Source organism: Achromobacter veterisilvae (assembly GCF_037619525.1).
Taxonomy (GTDB): Bacteria; Pseudomonadota; Gammaproteobacteria; order Burkholderiales; family Burkholderiaceae_B; genus Achromobacter; species Achromobacter veterisilvae.
Map to the genome: position 1 here is coordinate 1,226,333 of NZ_CP148753.1, position 17,225 is coordinate 1,243,557.

Consider the following 17,225-nt stretch of genomic DNA (forward strand, 5'->3'; position numbering starts at 1 on the left):
TCAATTCCTGAGTTTGTAGCCGCTGGCCAGGAGCCGCAGCGCATAGAGCGATAGCGCGAGGAACACCCCCGTCACCACCGCCAGGCTGCGCCAGGGGGAGACGTCCGACACCGAGAAGAATCCGTAGCGGAAACCGTCGATGGTGTAGAAGATGGGGTTCCAGTGGGATACGCCCTGCCAGAAGGCGGGAAGCGTATGGATGGAATAGAACACGCCGGAGAGGAAAGTCGCCGGCATGATCAGGAAGTTCTGGAAGGCCGCGAGCTGGTCGAATTTCTCGGACCACAGGCCCGCGATCAGGCCCAGCACGCCCATGATGCCGCAGGCCAGCACCGCGAACGCGGCCAGCCACAGCGGATGCGCCGGAACCAGCGGCACGAAGCACAGCGCCACCGCCCAGACGCACAGGCCGACCGCCAGGCCGCGGACGATCGCCGCCAGCACGTAGGCGCCGAAGATGTCGCGGTGCGACAGCGGCGGCAGCAGCATGAAGACGAGGTTGCCCGTGATGCGGCTCTGGATGAGCGACGACGACGGGTTGGCGAACGAGTTCTGCAGCATGCTCATCATCATGAGCCCGGGGATCAGGAACGCCGTGTACGGCACGCTGCCGTACACCATGACGCGCCCTTCCAGCACGTGCGCGAAGACCAGCAGGTACAGCAGCGCGGTGATGACCGGCGCGGCGATGGTCTGGAAGCTGACCTTCCAGAAGCGCAGCAGTTCCTTGCGCAGCAGGGTGGGAAAGCCGGAGCCCGCGTCCAGGCGGGGCTGCACCAGCGGCTGGCTGGCGCTCGCGAGGGGCTGGGTCATGACGAGATCTCTTCGGGTTGCAGGGCCGCCACGGCGGGTTCGTCCTGGTGCATGATGCGGACGAACGCGTCTTCCAGGTCCACGCCGCCCACGCGGGCCAGCAGGGCCTGGGTGGTGTCCAGCGCCACGATGCGCCCGCCCTTGAGCATGGCGATGCGGCCGCACAGCGCTTCGGCTTCTTCCAGGTAGTGGGTGGTGAGCATGATGGTGTGGCCGGCCCGGTTCAGGCGCGAGATGAATTCCCACAGCGTGCGGCGCAGGTCCACGTCCACGCCCGCGGTCGGCTCGTCCAGCACGATCACGGGCGGGCGGTGCACCAGCGCCTGCGCCACCAGCACGCGGCGCTTCATGCCGCCGGACAGCGCCCGCATATTGGCATTGGCCTTGTCCGCCAGCCCCAGGTTGAAGAGTATTTCGTCGATCCAGTCGTCGTTCTTGCGCAGGCCGAAATAGCCGGACTGGATGCGCAGGGTCTCGCGCACCGTGAAGAACGGGTCGTAGACCAGCTCTTGCGGCACCACGCCCAAGGCGCGCCGGGCCGACTTGTAGTCGGCCACGACGTCGTACCCACAGACCGTGGCGTGGCCCGAGGTCGCGTGCGCCAGCCCGGCCAGGATCGAGATCAGGGTGGTCTTGCCGGCGCCATTGGGACCCAGCAGCCCGAAGAACTCGCCGTGTTCGATCGCCAGGCTGACGTTGTCCAGGGCCTGGAAGCTGGATTCGGGCGCGCGCCCGAGCAGCTTCCGCCAGCCGCTTTGGCGCGGGGAGTAGATCTTGGAGACGTTTTCTAGACTGACGGCGGACATGACGGGGGGAAGTGGCCCGAAAAGAGCGAATCGCTCATTATATAAGCGCGCCGCGGCGGGAAGCGCCGATGGCCCCGGCGCCCGTAGGGATCGGCGTCCTATCCGTCCCTGAAATAATCGGCCCGGCGGGCCTCTGGGGGCGCGCCGGGCCGGGACAGCCGGTGACGGGGATCACTGATTGCGCTGGTTCAGCGCCTGGATCAGGCCGTCGATGCCGTTCTGGTTGATCTGCTGCGCAAACTGGTTGCGGTAGTTCTCGATCAGCCAGATGCCCTCGACGTTCATGTCGTAGATCTTCCAGCCCTGGGCGGTCTTTTCCAGGCGATAGTCGACGCCCGTCGGCTGGCCGTTGGGCTGGCTGATGAGCGTGCGCACGACGACGTCGTCGGACTTGGGGTCGCCGCGGAACGGCAGGGTGCGGACGGTGGTGCTGGTCGTGACGCGGGTCAGCGCGCCGCTGTAGGTGCGCACCAGGGTGCCGCGGAAGGCCTCGGCCAGGGCCGTCCGCTGCTGTTCGTTGGCCTGGCGCCAATAGCGGCCGGCGGCCAGGCGGGTGGTCTTCTGGAAGTCGACGTAGGGCAGGATGTGGGCGTTGACGACCTCGTTGATACGGGCGGTGTTTCCGGCCTTGACGGCGCCATCCGCCTTGAGCACATCGAGGGCTTCATTGGCCGCGGCCAGCACGAACTGGTCCGGAGGGCCGTTGGGATCGGGCTTGGTCTGCGCGGCGGCGGAGGCGGCGAGGCCCAGCAGGCCCGCGAAAACCAGCCGTTGCAACAGGGAAACAAGGGAAATTCGCATCAAAACTCCTTACTCGTACTGATGGCGCGGTCCCGCGCCTACTTGGCAGCGGGTTGGGGCGCGGGCGCGGCGGGGGCGGCGGGCGCGGCGTCGTCCTCGTCATCTTCATAGTTGGGCAGCGACGATTCGTCGTCCACCTTGTGGCCCAGCACCATGGCGGCGCGGCGCTGCAGGTAGGCGTCGCGGACGAAGCTGTACGGATCGAGCGCCACGCGGTCGACCGTGTCGGTCGCATCCAGCAGGCTGGCGCGGGTATCGACCACGCGCAGGCCCCATAGCGAATTGCGCAGGCGGACGTTGTCGATGGCGTCCACGCCCATGTAGCCGTAGGTCGTGCCGGCGTAGTCGCCGACCAGGCCGGCGCCGTCGCGCACGGTGGACGAGCCGAAGAACGGCAGCACCAGGTACGGGCCCTGGCCCAGGCCCCACACGCCCAGCGTCGTGCCGAAGTCGTTCGGGATGCGGCGCGCGCCATTGGCCGAGGCGACGTCGAAGCAGCCGCCCACGCCCATGGTGGTGTTGAACAGGAAGCGGCCCAGCGTGTTGACGAAGTCGTGGCCGCGGCCCTGCAGGAAGCTGTTGGTGCCGGACCAGAGGTCGCCGACGTTGCTGAAGATGTTGTGCACGCAACTGCGCACCGGTTCCGGCGTGACGAAGGTGTACGCCTGCGCCACCGGCTTGAAGACGGCGCGGTCGACCGTGTCGTTGAACTTGTAGATGCCCCGGTTGAAGCCTTCCCAGGGATCGCGGGGATCCGGATTCTGGGGGGCGGCACAGCCTGCCATCAGCGCGCCAGCGGCTGCGGCGACGGCAATCCGGGAAATCGCTTTCTTATTCATGATCGGGGCATCCGTATCCATAATTCTTATGCTGTTGCGTACGCGGGACGGGGTTTGTTGCCGCGTCTTGCGCATGGTCTTCAATTTGGCGTCTTCGCGGCGGGTTCCGGCGAGGTCGTGCCCTGCTTCTCCGCCGAACCATACAGGAACTGGCTGATTAGCTGTTCAAGGACGACGGCGCTCTGCGTGTAGCGGATCTTTCCGCCGTCGGCAAAGTTCTCTTCGTCGCTGCCCGCGGTCAGGCCCAGGTACTGTTCGCCCAGCAGGCCCGACGTCAGGATGGATGCCGACGTGTCCTTGGGGAACTGATAGGCCGTTTCCAGTTTGACCGACACGATTGCCTGGAAGGTCTTGTCGTCGAACGAAATGCCGTCGACCCGGCCCACCACGACCCCGGCGCTCTTGACGGGCGCGCGCACCTTGAGGCCGCCTACGTTATCGAAGTTGGCCGTTACCGTATAGGTCGGGGCGAAAGAAAAAGTGCTCAAGTTGCCGGCGCGCAACGCCAGGAATGCCAGCGCGACCGCGCCCAGCAATACGAACAGGCCTACCCAGAAGTCGGTTTTTTCGCGTGACATGATCGATCCGTATCAATTTCCAAACATCAAGGCGGTGAGCAGGAAGTCCAGCCCAAGCACCGCCAGGGAGCCCACGACGACCGTGCGCGTAGTGGCGCGGGCGACCCCTTCGGGCGTGGGCTTGGCCTGCCAGCCTTCGTAAAGCGCGACCAGCGTCACCGAGACGCCGAACACCACGCTCTTGATGACGCCGTTGGCCACGTCTTTCCAGACGTCCACGCCGTTCTGCATCTGCGACCAGAAGGCGCCGGCGTCCACGCCGATCATGATCACGCCCACCACCCAGCCGCCCAGGATGCCCACCATGGAGAACACCGCCGCCAGGATGGGCATGGCGATGATGCCGCCCCACAGGCGCGGCACCAGCACGCGGCGTATCGGGTCCACGGCCATGACTTCCATGGCCGCGAGTTGTTCGCCGGCCTTCATGAGGCCGATCTCGGCCGTGAGCGAAGTGCCCGCGCGGCCGGCGAACAGCAGCGCCGTGACGACAGGCCCCAGTTCGCGCACCAGCGACAGGGCCACCAGCAGGCCCAGGGCCTCCTCGGAGCCGTAGCGGTTCAGCGTGTAGTAGCCCTGCAGCCCCAGCACGAAGCCCACGAACATGCCGGACACGGCGATGATCAAGAGCGAATAGTTGCCGATGAAATGGACCTGCTGCGACACCAGGCGGGGGCGCGACAGCACGATGCCGCTGCGCGCCAGCATGGCGCCGAAGAACCGGGTGAAGTAGCCGATGCCGGAGACCCGGGTGCGCACCCAGCCGCCCAGCGCGCCGATGGTGTTGCGGGAGCCGCTCATGCCTTGCGCCCCTTCTGTTGCGAAAGCCACTTCTGGAAAGCGGGCGTTTCGGGATACTGGAACGCGACGGGGCCGTCGGGCTCGCCCTTGAGGAACTGCAGCACGTAGGGGTCCTGCGAGGCCGACAGCGTTTCCGGGGTGCCGGCCGCGGCAAGCTTGCCCTGCCCCACCAGGTACACCCGGTCCGCGATGGAGAACGATTCCTGCACGTCGTGCGTGATCAGCACCGACGCGCAGCCCAGCCGGTCGGCCAGGCTGCGGATCAGGCGGGCGGTGATGCCCAGCGAGATCGGGTCCAGCCCGGCGAACGGCTCGTCGTACAGGATGAGCTCGGGTTCCAGCACCACGGCGCGGGCCAGCGCTACGCGCCGGCCCATGCCGCCCGAGATTTCGGAGACTTTCAGGTGCGCGGCGGCGCGCAGGCCCACGGCGTCGAGCTTGTCGAGCACGCGCTCGGTCACTTCCGCTTCTTCGAGCCGGGTGTGCTCGCGCAGCGGGAAGGCCACGTTCTCGAAGACGTTCAGGTCGGTGAAGAGCGCGCCCTGCTGGAACAGCACGCCCATGCGCGTGCGCAGCGATTGCAGTTCGGCCGGGGTGGCGAGGGCCACGTCCTGGCCGAAGGCCAGCACGCGCCCCTGTTGCGCGGTGAGCTGGCCAGTGGCCGCGCGCAGCAGGGTGGTCTTGCCCGAGCCCGAGCCGCCCATGATGGCGACCACCTGGCCCGCGCGCACATCCATGGAGATATCGCGCAGGACGGTGAAATCGCCGTAGCCGAGCGCCACGCCTTCCAGGCGCAGGGCGAATTCCGGGGTGCTGCTTGTTTGAGCGGGCATGGGCAACGAACGGGTGTTTCGGCGGCGGAGCTTGCCCTGCTGTCCGGCCGGTGCGCCTGGCTGTTGTAAGGGCCGGCGCAGGCTGGACAGGCGGCGTCGGGAAGCGCCCTGTTACTCATATGCCGGGGACGAAGGCGGGCCTTGGCTCCCAGCGGCGAGGCGCCATTGTAGCCCGACGCTCTGTAATCACAACGCGACGGGCCGCCCGTGGAACAGTGTTTTCGGTGCGGGGAACAATCCCGGCTCAGCGGCGCGCCCGCGCCGCCGCCGTTTCCCGGGCCAGCCGCGCGATCAGATCGGCGGTGGTTTCGCGCCGGGCCAGGGGTGCGCCCTGGCCGGCCCACAGGGACAGCACGTGGATGTTGCCCGCCTTGCCGCCCGCCGTGCGCATCGGCCGCGTCAGGGCGTTCTGCAGGGGGTACGGCAGGATGTCGGCCGCGATGGCGTCGGCATCCCGCATGAACGCGTTCTCGATGCCGCGGGCCGGGCGGCCGGAAAACGCCCGGGTCACGCGCGACTGCTCGGCCCGCGAGGCGGGCAGCACCGCCTTGTAGGCATCCCCGATACCAGACTCGTCCGTGGTCAGGAAGGCCGTCCCCATTTGTGCGAGGTCGGCGCCCAGGGCCAGGGCGGCGGCGATGCCGCGCCCGTCCATGATGCCGCCTGAGGCGATGACCGGCACGGAGACCGCGTCGGCCACCTGCGGCACCAGGGCCATGGTGCCGATCAGCGATTCCTCGAACTCGCCCAGGAACGTGCCGCGGTGCCCGCCGGCCTCCGCGCCCTGCGCGACGACGGCGTCCACGCCGTCCTGTTCCAGCGCGACCGCCTCGCGCACCGTGGTCGCGGTGCCCACGGTCAGGATGCCCAGTTCGCGGCAGCGCGCGAGCGCCTCGGCGGGCATGCGGCCGAAGGTGAAGCTGAAAACGGCCGGGCGCGCCCGCAGGACCGCCTCGATCTGTTCCGGCAGCGGGTCGGGCTGGGGGACGGGTTCGGCGGGCGCGGCCAGGCCCAGTTGCTGGTGGTAGCGCGCCATCAGCGCCAGCATGCGGCCGGCGTCGCCCCGCATGGCTTCCTGCGGAACGGACGCGAACAGATTGATGGCGAACGGGCGTTCGGTGCGCGCGCGGATCGCCCGCGCCGCGGCCTCGATCTGTTCGGGGCTCAGGTAGGCCGCGCCGAGCGAGCCCAGGGCTCCCGCTTTCGATGCCTCGGAGACCAGTTCCACCGTCGTGGCGCCGCCGGCCATGGGCGCCTGGACGATGGGATGGAGCAGCTTGAGCAGATCGATCGGACGGGAAGCCATGGGATTACTCCTGGAAGGTTATTGAAGCTGGATGTTCCCAGCCTTGATGACGTGCGCCCACTTCTCGGTCTCGCTCTTGATGAAGGCGGCGAATTCCTCGGGCGTGCCGCCGCCGGCCTGGCTGCCGGTGTCCGCGATCGCCTTCTGGACGTCGGGCTCCTTCAGGATGCGGTTGAACTCGGCGTTGAGCTTGGCGATGATCGGCGCGGGCGTGCCGGCCGGGGCGACGATGCCCTGCCAGTTGTACGACTCGAAGCCCGGCAGGCCCGATTCGGCCATGGTCGGGACGTCGGGCAGCACGTCCAGGCGCTTGGCCGACGTGACCGCGATCGGGTGGATTTTCTTGCCCTGGATGGCCGGCAGCGCCGAATAGCCCATTTCGAACATCATCGAGATATGGCCGCCCATGAGGTCGGTCGCGGCCAGGCTGCCGCCCTTGTACGGGACGTGGACGATGTCGATCTTGGCCTGTTCGCGGAACATCTCGCCGGACAGGTGGTGCGCGCCGCCCACGCCGGACGAGCCGAAGGACAGCTTGCCGGGCTGCTTCTTGGCCTGCGCGATCAGGTCCGCCAGCGTCTTCACGGGCAGCTCGTTGTTCACGCTCAGCACCAGCGGGCTGTTTTCGATCAGGATGACCGGCGCCAGGTCCTTTTGCGGGTTGTAGGGCATTTCCTTCATCAGCGACGGATTGACCGCCATCGGGGCCAGGTTGCCCGTGCCGATGGTGTAGCCGTCCGGGGCCGCCTTGGCGATGAGGTTGGTGCCGACCACGCCGCCCGCGCCCGCCTTGTTCTCGACCACGATGGGCTGGCCCAGCGATTCGCCCAGCTTGCGCGCCAGCAGGCGCACGCGGGTGTCGGCGAAGCCGCCCGGCGCGTAGGGCACGATCATGGTGATGGGCTTGGCCGGCCAGTCGGTGGACTGGGCCCGGGCGGCGCCGCTGAAGGCGGCGGCGGCCGCGAGGGCGGCGATAAGGGGACGCAACGGTTTCATGCTGGGAACTCCTCTTTCTGCTTTCTAGTGGAACAGCCCTGCGGGCCGATCGCATTATGCCCAGCGTCCCTGCGATCTGTCGTGATTTTTCCCAAGCGCCATGCCGAAAGCGCCAGCAGCGCCGCGCTGCCCGCCAGCACCTGCGGCAGGCCCGCGCCCCAGCGCGTTGCCCACGATGCCAGGAGCGGCCCCAGGATCTGGCCCGCGGCGAAGGCCGCGGTCATGATGGCGGCCGCGCGGGGAGCCGCCGCGCCGGCCCCGCGCCGGGCGGCCAGCATGCCCGCCTGGGTGATCACCATGAAGGTGCCGCCCACCAGCAAGGCGGCCAGGATCACGGCGGCGATGTGGTGCCAGACCGCCACGGCCAGCATGCCCAGGGCCATCAGGGCCTGGGCGCCGCGCCAGACCCGCCGGTCGTCGCGGCCGCGGGCCAGCCGCGGGACCAGCAGGCAGGACGCCGCCGCGGCCAGCCCGAACAGCGGCCAGGCCCAGCCGAAGACCGCCGGGTCCGGGATGATTTCCTTGGCCATCGCCGGCAGGAAGGTGGCGGGGACGATGTAGCCCACGCCGAAAATGCCGTAATGCAGGGCCAGCCGCGGCATGCCGGGCGGCAGGCCGGCGGGCGGCGCCTCCGCGGCGCGCGGCGGGACGGGCGCGGGCTGGCGGCGCAGTGCCGCCCAGGCGGCGGCGGACAGGGCCAGCGCCAGGCCGCCCAGGCTGATCCAGAGGGTGTCGGCGCGCGCGCCCCGCGTCGCCAGCGCCAGGCAGGCCAGCCCCGTCAGCGCGATGCCGGCGCCCACGCCGGCGTAGGCCACGGCGGACGCGCCAGCCTCTCGCGGGTCGCCCGCGGGCACGGGCCGCCAGGCCGCCACGCAGATGAAGGCGCTGGCGCTGGCGTAGCCGGCGGCCAGCCGCAGCGCGCACCAGGCGGCCATCCCCTGCCAGAGCGGCATGGCCAGCGTCAGCAGGGCCACGGCCAGCAGGCTGGCCGCCAGCGTGCCGCGCAGCCGCCGGACGGGCCAGGCGACGGCCGCCAGCGCGCCGAGCAGGTAGCCGGCGTAGTTCGCCGAGGCCAGCCAGCCGCCTTGCGCCAGGGACAGGCCGGCTTCCTGCGCCATCGAGGGCCAGACCGGCGTAAAGGCGAACCGGCCGATCCCCATGGCCGCCGCCAGGGCCAGCGCCGCCGGCCAGGCCAGGGCGGCCGCGCCGCGGAAATGGGGGGCGGGAGACGTAACGGGCGTTGACATGCTCCCTACTCTACGGCTGTACTAATATCTTTAATAGTGAATTATTAAGAACTTGAGTTCTTGAAATGAGAAACTTGGATCTCGACGCGCTGCAAATATTCAAAGCGGTTGCCGACCAGGGCGGCGTGGCGCGCGCCGCCGCGCACCTCAATCGCGTGCAGTCCAACGTGTCGACCCGCCTGAAGCAACTGGAGGCCTCGCTGGACGCGCCGCTCTTCCGGCGCCAGAACCGCCGGCTGGTGCTGTCGGACCAGGGCCGCGTGCTGCTGTCGTATGCCGACCGTCTGCTGCGCCTGTCGGACGAGGCGCAGGCCGCGGTGCGCGAAGGTTCGCTGCGGGGCGTGCTGCGCATCGGCACCATGGAAAGCACCGCGGCCGCGCGCCTGCCGCCCATCCTGGCCGCTTATCACGCGTCCTGGCCGCGGGTGCGCATCGAACTGGTGACGGGCACGTCGGCGGCGCTCGCGGCCAAGGTGCGCAACTACGACATCGAAGCCGCCTTCGTCGCCCGGCCGTTCCCCGCCGAGGGGCTGGCGGCGATGGACGCGTTCCAGGAAGAGCTGGCGCTGATTTCGCCCATGGCCTGGGATCCGGTCCGGAGCGCGAAAGAACTGGGGAACCGCAGCGTCATCGCGTTCGCGGCGGGATGCTCGTATCGCCGCATCCTGGAATCCTGGCTGAACCAGGAAGGCGTGACGCCGGGGAACGTGATGGAGTTCGCGTCGTATCACGCCATCGTGGCGTGCGTGGCCGCGGGGTCGGGCGTGGCCATCGTGCCGCGGTCGGTGCTGGCTGTGCTGGGGACGGCGCATTCCGTGCGCGTTTGCGCCCTGCCCGGTCCCCATGGCCAGGCCCTGACGCAACTGGTCTGGCGCGCCGACGATGATACGCCGGCGCTACAGGCCTTGCGGCAGGAACTGAAGGCCGTTTAGAAGCGGTAGCCGACGCCCAGGGTGGCGACCCAGGGATTGATGCGCGCGGTGCCGATGTGCTGGCCGTCCAGCTTGACCTTGGACGAGATGTCGATGTAGCGGATGTCCGCGTTCATGAACCAGCGCTCATTGATCTTGATGTCGGCGCCGAGCTGCGCGGCCACGCCCCACGAATCCTTCAGCTTCAGGCTGGAGCCGCTCAGCGCGCCTTCGGTCTTGGTGTCGAAGAAGTGGGTGTAGTTGATGCCGACGCCGATGTAGGGCTGGATCATGCTGTCCGGCAGGATGTGCCATTGCAGGCTCAGCGTGGGCGGCAGGTGCTTGGTCGAGCCGATCTTGCCCAGGCCGCTGCCGCGGATGTCGTGCTCGAAAGGCCAGGCGCCCAGCAGTTCGAGGCCGATGTTGCGCGTGGCCATATAGGTCAGGGTGAAGCTGGGGCGGACATTGTTGTTGACGTCGAGCTTGACGCCGCCGTTCAGCACGCTGCCGTTGTTGGAATCCGGGCGCACCTGCGTGACGCCGACCTTGAGCAGCACATCCCCGGCTTCATGCGCGTGCGCGGGGGCGAGCGAGGCGGCGGCGAGCAGGCCGGCGATGGCGGTGGCGCGAATAGGCCCGTTCAGCGAAAACATTTCTCTTCTCCGATCTTTCCATGGGTTGAGCACACAGATTCGCAGACCTGGCGCCGGCCACGATTGATATGTGTCAAAGCGTGAAAAGACCGCGTTGAAAAAGTGGTTATGTCGCAACATCGGGCCGCGCGAGGGCGCGCGCCAAAGAAAACGCCGCCGGCGCGGGGCGCTCGGCGGCGTCGGGGGGACCGTCGCGGGATCAGCGCGGCAGTTCGCTGCTTCCCATCAGGTAGGCGTCGACGGCGCGCGCGCACTGGCGGCCTTCGCGGATGGCCCAGACCACCAGGGACTGGCCGCGGCGCATGTCGCCGGCGGTGAAGACCTTTTCCACGTTGGTGCGGTAGTCGTCGGTATTGGCGCGCACGTTGCCGCGCGCGTCGCGGTCCACGCCGAAGGCGTCGAGCACGGTCTGGACCGGCGACACGAAGCCCATGGCCAGCAGCACCAGGTCGGCCTTGATCTCGAATTCGGAGCCTTCGGCTTCGCGCATCTTCATCTGGCCGGTGGCTTCGTCCTTGAACCATTCGACGCGGGCGCCGACCAGCTTTTCAACCTTGCCGTTGCTGCCCTTGAACAGCTTGGTGGTCACGGACCAGTCGCGCTCGCAGCCTTCCTCGTGCGAGGACGAGGTGCGCATCTTCAGCGGCCAGTAGGGCCAGGTCATGGCCTTGTTTTCGGATTCGGGCGGCTGGGGCATCAGTTCGAACTGCGTGACCGAGGCCGCGCCGTGGCGGTTGCTGGTGCCCACGCAGTCGGAACCCGTGTCGCCGCCGCCGATCACCACCACGTGCTTGCCCTTGGCCAGCGTCTGGTCGGTAAGGCGGTCGCCGGCCACGGCCTTGTTCTGCTGGCGCAGGAAGTCCATGGCGTAATACACGCCCGACAGTTCGCGTCCCGGCACCGGCAGGTCGCGCGGGGTTTCGGAACCGCCGCTCATCACCACCGCGTCGAACTCGGCCAGCAGCGATTCCGGCGTGCGCACGGTCAGGCCGTCGGCCACCGGGTCGCCCGGATTGCCGATGTAGGTCGACGGCGCGAATTCCACGCCCTCGGCCTCCATCTGCGAGATGCGGCGGTCGATCTGGTGCTTTTCCAGCTTGAAATCGGGGATGCCGTAGCGCAGCAGCCCGCCGATGCGGTCGCTCTTTTCGAACAGGGTCACGGAATGGCCGGCGCGGGCCAGTTGCTGCGAGCACGCCATGCCGGCGGGGCCGGAACCCACGACGGCGACCTTCTTGCCCGTCTTGCGCGCCGGCACCTGCGGAGCCACCCAGCCTTCGGCCCATCCTTTGTCGATGATGGCGTGCTCGATGGACTTGATGCCCACGGCGTCGCTGTTGATGTTCAAGGTACAGGCGGCTTCGCACGGCGCCGGGCAGATGCGGCCCGTGAACTCCGGGAAGTTGTTGGTGGAGTGCAGCACTTCGAGCGCGCGCTTCCAGTCCTGCTTGTAAACCAGGTCATTCCAGTCCGGGATGATGTTGTTGACCGGGCAGCCGTTGTTGCAGAACGGGATGCCGCAATCCATGCAGCGCGCCGCCTGCTGCTTGGCCTGGTCGTCGTTCAGGTGCAGCACGAACTCGCGCCAGTTCTTCAGGCGCTTCTGCGGGGCCTCGGAGGCCTCCTGCAGGCGCTGGTATTCCATGAATCCGGTGATCTTTCCCATGATTTCCCTCACGCAGCCAGTTGTTGCGGGTTGGCTGCACGCCACATTTCACCCAATGCGCGGCGGTAGTCCGTCGGCATGATCTTTACGAATTTGCCGCGCGAGGCTTCCCAGTCGCCCAGGATCTCGCGGGCGCGGAAGCTGCCGGTGTAGCGGAAGTGGTCTTCCACCAGGCGGCGCAGGATGGCTTCGTCCGTTTCGCGTTCGCCGCCGCGCTGCGCGCTGTGCCAGGTGTCCATGCCGTTCTGCGCGACCTGTTCGGCGTGCGAGGAGACGGCTTCCAGTTCGACCATGGACAGATTGGCGCGGTGCTTGAGCGTGCGCTCCGGATCCCACACGTAGGCCACGCCGCCGGACATGCCGGCCGCGAAGTTGCGGCCCGTCGCGCCCAGGACCACGACGGTTCCGCCCGTCATGTATTCGCAGCCGTGGTCGCCCGTGCCTTCCACCACCGTGGCGGCGCCCGAGTTGCGCACCGCGAAGCGTTCGCCGGCCACGCCGTTGAAGAACGCCTCGCCCGCCAGCGCGCCGTACAGCACGGTGTTGCCGGCGATGATGTGGTCGGGGCCGAAGCCGCGGAAGTCGTTGGGCGAGCGCACGATGATGCGGCCGCCCGACAGGCCCTTGCCCACGTAGTCGTTGCCTTCGCCCACCAGGTCCATCGTGATGCCGTGGGCCAGGAACGCGCCGAAGCTCTGGCCCGCCGTGCCGTTGCACTGGATGTGGATGGTGTCGTCCGGCAGGCCGTCATGGCCGTAGCGCGAGGCCACCGCGCCCGACAGCATGGCGCCGATGGTGCGGTTGCGGTTGCGCACCGGAACGATGAACGAGACCTTTTCGCCGCGCTCCAGCGCGGGCTTGCTGCGTTCGATCAGTTGATGATCCAGCGCGCCGGCCAGGCCGTGGTCCTGCTCTTCGGTCTGGCGCACGTCGGCGTCGGACTGGGTTTGATGGAACACGCGGGCGAAGTCCAGGCCCTGGGCCTTCCAGTGCTCCACGCCCGAGCGCATGTCCAGCAGGTCGGCGCGGCCGATCAGGTCGTCGAACTTGCGGATGCCCAGTTGGGCCATGATTTCGCGGACTTCCTCGGCGATGAAGAAGAAGAAGTTCACGACGTGCTCGGGCTTGCCCTGGAATTTCTTGCGCAGGACCGGGTCTTGCGTGGCCACGCCCACCGGGCAGGTGTTCAGGTGGCACTTGCGCATCATGATGCAGCCTTCCACGACCAGCGGCGCGGTCGCGAAGCCGAATTCGTCGGCGCCCAGCAGCGCGCCGATGACGACGTCGCGGCCGGTCTTCATCTGGCCGTCGGCCTGCACGCGGATGCGGCTGCGCAGGCGGTTGAGCACCAGCGTCTGCTGTGTTTCGGCCAGGCCCAGTTCCCACGGCGTGCCCACGTGCTTGATGGAGGACACCGGCGACGCGCCCGTGCCGCCGTCATGGCCGGCGATCACGACGTGGTCGGCCTTGGCCTTGGCCACGCCCGCGGCCACCGTGCCCACGCCCACTTCGGACACCAGCTTGACCGATACCGAGGCCTTGGAATTCACGTTCTTCAGGTCGTGGATCAACTGGGCCAGGTCTTCGATCGAGTAGATGTCGTGGTGCGGCGGGGGCGAAATCAGGCCCACGCCCGGCACCGAGTAGCGCAGCTTGGCGATGTATTCCGACACCTTGTGGCCGGGCAACTGGCCGCCTTCGCCGGGCTTGGCGCCCTGGGCCATCTTGATCTGGATCTGGTCGGCGGACGACAGGTATTCGGCGGTCACGCCGAAACGGCCCGAGGCCACCTGCTTGATCTTCGAGCGCAGCGAGTCGCCCTTCTTCAGCGCGACGTCGGCTTCGATGCGGTCGGAGCCCAGCAGCGAGGCCAGCGTGTCGCCGTCCTTGACGGTGCTCTTGCCTTCGCGCATTTCGGCGCGGTAGCGCAGTTCGTCTTCGCCGCCTTCGCCGGTGTTGGACTTGCCGCCGATGCGGTTCATGGCCACGGCAAGCACCGAGTGCGCCTCGGTGGAAATCGAGCCCAGCGACATGGCGCCGGTGGCGAAACGCTTGACGATATCCTTGGCCGATTCGACGTCGTCCAGCGGGATGGCGCGCGACGGATCGAAGCGGAACTCGAACAGGCCGCGCAGGGTCATGTGGCGGCGGCTCTGGTCGTTGATGATCTGCGCGTACTCCTTGTACGTGCGGTAGTTGTTGGCGCGCGAAGCATGCTGCAGCTTGGCGATGGAATCCGGCGTCCACATGTGCTCTTCGCCGCGCACGCGATAGGCGTATTCGCCGCCCGCGTCCAGGTCGTTGGCCAGGACCGGATCCGTGCCGAAGGCGGCGCGATGCTGGCGCAGCGCTTCTTCGGCGACCTGGAAGATGCCGATGCCTTCGATGTTGGACGAGGTGCCGGTGAAGTACTTGTTCACCAGGGCGCTTTGCAGGCCCACGGCTTCGAAGATCTGCGCGCCGGTGTAGGACATGTACGTGGAAATGCCCATCTTGGACATGACCTTGTTCAGGCCCTTGCCGATCGCCTTGATGAAGTTCTTGACCGCCTTTTCGGGGTCGTTCATCTTGCCCAGCGATTCCAGCGCCAGGTAGGGGTGGATGGCTTCGGCGCCGTAGCCGCCCAGGAGCGCGAAGTGGTGCACTTCGCGCGCCGAGCCGGTCTCCACGACCAGGCCGGTGTTGGTGCGCAGGCCGGCGCGGATCAGGTGCTGGTGGACGGCGGAAGTCGCCAGCAGGGCGGGGATGGCCACGCGCTCGCTGTCGACCAGGCGGTCGGACACGATCAGGATGTTGTAGCCGCTGCGCACCGCGTCGACGGCGCGCGCGCACAGCGCGGCCACGCGGGCTTCGATGCCCTCGGGGCCCCAGGCGGCGGGGTACGTGATGTCCAGTTCGAAGCTGCGGAACTTCTTGCCGGTCACCTGCTCGATGTCGCGGATCTGCGCCATGGCGGCGAAGTCCAGCACCGGCTGGGTCACTTCCAGGCGCAGCGGCGGGTTGACGTTATTGATGTCCAGCAGGTTGGGCTTGGGGCCGATGAACGACACCAGCGACATCACCATCTGCTCGCGGATGGGGTCTATCGGCGGGTTCGTGACCTGCGCGAACAACTGGCGGAAGTAGTTGTAGAACGGCTTGGCGCGGTCGGACAGCACGGCCAGCGGGGCGTCGTTGCCCATCGAGCCGATCACTTCCTCGCCGCTCGCGGCCATGGGTTCGAGGATGAACTTGTAGTCTTCCTGGGTCCAGCCGAAGGCCTGCTGGCGGTCCAGCAGCGAAACGGACGACTGCGTGGCCGCGGGCGCCTGGCGCGGGGCCGGAAGCGATTCCAGCTTGATCTGCAGGCGCTCGATCCACTGGCGGTAGGGGCGGCTGTTGGCCAGTTGCAGCTTGATCTCGGCGTCGTCGATGATGCGGCCCTGTTCCAGGTCGATCAGGAACATCTTGCCCGGCTGCAGGCGCCACTTCTTGACGATGCGGTTCTCGGGGATGGACAGCGTGCCGGCTTCGGAGGCCAGGATGACCATGTCGTCATCGGTGACCAGGTAGCGGGCCGGGCGCAGGCCGTTGCGGTCCAGCGTGGCGCCGATCTGGCGGCCGTCGGTGAACGCGACCGCGGCGGGGCCGTCCCACGGCTCCATCATGGCGGCGTGGTATTCGTAGAAAGCGCGGCGGCTTTCGTCCATCTGCGTGTGCTGCTCCCAGGCTTCCGGGATCATCATCATCATGGCGTGGGCCAGCGAATAGCCCGAATTCACCAGCAGTTCCAGGCAGTTGTCGAACGTGGCGGTGTCGGACTGGCCTTCGTAGACGATGGGGTACAGCTTCTTCAGGTCGTCGCCCAGCACGGCGGACTGCATCATGCCTTCGCGGGCGCGCAGCCAGTTGAAGTTGCCCTTGACCGTGTTGATTTCGCCGTTGTGGGCGATCATGCGGTACGGGTGGGCCAGCGGCCACGCCGGGAAGGTGTTGGTCGAGAAGCGCTGGTGCACCAGCGCCAGGGCGGACACCGTGCGCGTATCGGCCAGGTCGCGGTAGTAGCGGCCGACCTGGTCGGCCAGCAGCAGGCCCTTGTAGACCACGGTGCGAACCGAGGCCGAGGGCACGAAGTATTCCTTGCCGTGCGCCAGGTGCATGTTCTGGATGGCGTGGCTGGCGGTCTTGCGGATCACGTACAGCTTGCGCTCCAGCGCGTCGGGCACCATCACGTCGGCGCCGCGGCCGATGAACAACTGGCGGATCACGGGTTCGCACGCGCGCACGGTGGGCGACATGGGCATGTCGACGTCCACGGGCACATCGCGCCAGCCCAGCACCACCTGGCCTTCGGCGCGCACGGAGCGCTCCAGTTCCTGTTCGCAGGCCAGGCGCGACGCGGTTTCCTTGGGCAGGAACACCATGGCCACGCCGTACTCGCCGGGAGGCGGCAGGATGATGCCCTGGTGGCTGAGTTCGTCGCGGTAGAGAGTGTCGGGAATCTGGATCAGGATGCCGGCGCCGTCGCCCATCAGCTTGTCCGCGCCGACCGCGCCGCGGTGGTCCAGGTTTTCCAGGATCTTCAGGCCCTGCTGGATGATGGCGTGGCTTTTCTTGCCCTTGATGTGCGCGACGAAGCCGACGCCGCAGGCGTCATGCTCGTTCTTGGGATGGTACAGACCCTGGGCCGGCGGCAAGCCGATGCGGCTGGCGTCGATGGGGGCCGCCTTGGGCGGGGGACAGGATTCGATCTGGGTGTTTTGGGGCATGGCGCGCTCCGCAGTGGGCCTGCGTCGTAATGTTGCAGTGCAGGAGACGGACAATACCCCCGTCATGAGTAGGGTGCAACAGGAATAAACAGGGTTTGTCCCCATTTATATTAGAGTTTTGCCATAGAGGTTTTATAGAGGGACGTATCAAGGGCCGCGCCGCCAAGGGCTGGGCAAGGGGGTATGCACCAAGGGGGTGCGGCCGGCGTCGTTGGATCCCCGTTTTT

At 67.8% G+C, this 17,225-nt stretch carries 14 protein-coding genes; 1 reads left to right on the forward strand and 13 read right to left on the reverse strand.

What is annotated here, in order from left to right; translation table 11 throughout:
* From WHX56_RS05765 to WHX56_RS05810, 10 genes are all read right to left on the reverse strand, one after another.
* On the reverse strand, positions 1-813 hold the full coding sequence (locus WHX56_RS05765; protein WP_129246778.1) for an ABC transporter permease: 813 nt from the start codon (positions 811-813) through the stop codon (positions 1-3).
* Positions 810-1,619 (reverse strand): ABC transporter ATP-binding protein, encoded by an 810-nt coding sequence (locus tag WHX56_RS05770; protein ID WP_338880703.1) that lies wholly within the window; start codon positions 1,617-1,619, stop codon positions 810-812. The genes WHX56_RS05765 and WHX56_RS05770 overlap by 4 nt, the downstream gene beginning before the upstream one ends.
* 171 nt (positions 1,620-1,790) lie before the next feature.
* Complete coding sequence (locus WHX56_RS05775; RefSeq protein ID WP_129246774.1) at positions 1,791-2,420, reverse strand: MlaC/ttg2D family ABC transporter substrate-binding protein; 630 nt, start codon at positions 2,418-2,420, stop codon at positions 1,791-1,793.
* Positions 2,421-2,458: 38 nt separating this feature from the next.
* The gene (locus WHX56_RS05780) at positions 2,459-3,259 is read right to left on the reverse strand and encodes an MlaA family lipoprotein (RefSeq protein WP_129246772.1); all 801 of its coding nucleotides are present in this window, start codon (positions 3,257-3,259) and stop codon (positions 2,459-2,461) included.
* A gap of 80 nt (positions 3,260-3,339) precedes the next feature.
* A complete protein-coding gene (gene mlaD, locus WHX56_RS05785; protein ID WP_129246770.1) occupies positions 3,340-3,837 on the reverse strand; it encodes an outer membrane lipid asymmetry maintenance protein MlaD in 498 nt (165 codons plus the stop codon).
* Between the two features lie 12 nt (positions 3,838-3,849).
* Positions 3,850-4,638, reverse strand: a complete 789-nt coding sequence (gene mlaE, locus WHX56_RS05790) for a lipid asymmetry maintenance ABC transporter permease subunit MlaE (RefSeq protein ID WP_129246768.1) — start codon at positions 4,636-4,638, stop codon at positions 3,850-3,852.
* The gene (locus WHX56_RS05795; RefSeq protein WP_129246765.1) at positions 4,635-5,471 is read right to left on the reverse strand and encodes an ABC transporter ATP-binding protein; all 837 of its coding nucleotides are present in this window, start codon (positions 5,469-5,471) and stop codon (positions 4,635-4,637) included. Before WHX56_RS05795 ends, mlaE begins: the two co-directional genes overlap by 4 nt.
* Before the next feature lie 244 nt (positions 5,472-5,715).
* Positions 5,716-6,777 carry an NAD(P)H-dependent flavin oxidoreductase gene (locus WHX56_RS05800; protein WP_338880704.1) on the reverse strand — a complete coding sequence of 354 codons (1,062 nt, stop codon included), beginning with the start codon at positions 6,775-6,777 and terminating at the stop codon, positions 5,716-5,718.
* An 18-nt stretch (positions 6,778-6,795) separates the two neighbouring features.
* On the reverse strand, positions 6,796-7,773 hold the full coding sequence (locus WHX56_RS05805; protein WP_338880705.1) for a tripartite tricarboxylate transporter substrate binding protein: 978 nt from the start codon (positions 7,771-7,773) through the stop codon (positions 6,796-6,798).
* Positions 7,770-9,020: a YbfB/YjiJ family MFS transporter gene (locus tag WHX56_RS05810; protein WP_338880706.1), complete on the reverse strand. Its 1,251-nt coding sequence runs from the start codon at positions 9,018-9,020 to the stop codon at positions 7,770-7,772. The genes WHX56_RS05805 and WHX56_RS05810 overlap by 4 nt, the downstream gene beginning before the upstream one ends.
* Positions 9,021-9,085: 65 nt before the next feature.
* Here WHX56_RS05810 and WHX56_RS05815 point away from each other — a divergent pair, with 65 nt between their 5' ends.
* Positions 9,086-9,952 (forward strand): LysR family transcriptional regulator, encoded by an 867-nt coding sequence (locus WHX56_RS05815; protein WP_338880707.1) that lies wholly within the window; start codon positions 9,086-9,088, stop codon positions 9,950-9,952.
* Here WHX56_RS05815 and WHX56_RS05820 read toward each other — a convergent pair.
* The 3 genes from WHX56_RS05820 to WHX56_RS05830 all read right to left on the reverse strand — a co-directional run bounded on the left by WHX56_RS05820 (position 9,949) and on the right by WHX56_RS05830 (position 16,998).
* Positions 9,949-10,584, reverse strand: coding sequence for an OmpW/AlkL family protein (locus tag WHX56_RS05820; protein WP_129241283.1), 636 nt, complete (start codon positions 10,582-10,584; stop codon positions 9,949-9,951). The genes WHX56_RS05815 and WHX56_RS05820 overlap by 4 nt on opposite strands.
* A 199-nt stretch (positions 10,585-10,783) precedes the next feature.
* Positions 10,784-12,250: a glutamate synthase subunit beta gene (locus WHX56_RS05825; protein WP_338880708.1), complete on the reverse strand. Its 1,467-nt coding sequence runs from the start codon at positions 12,248-12,250 to the stop codon at positions 10,784-10,786.
* A gap of 8 nt (positions 12,251-12,258) precedes the next feature.
* Positions 12,259-16,998, reverse strand: a complete 4,740-nt coding sequence (locus WHX56_RS05830; RefSeq protein WP_129241285.1) for a glutamate synthase-related protein — start codon at positions 16,996-16,998, stop codon at positions 12,259-12,261.
* Positions 16,999-17,225: the final 227 nt, after the last annotated feature.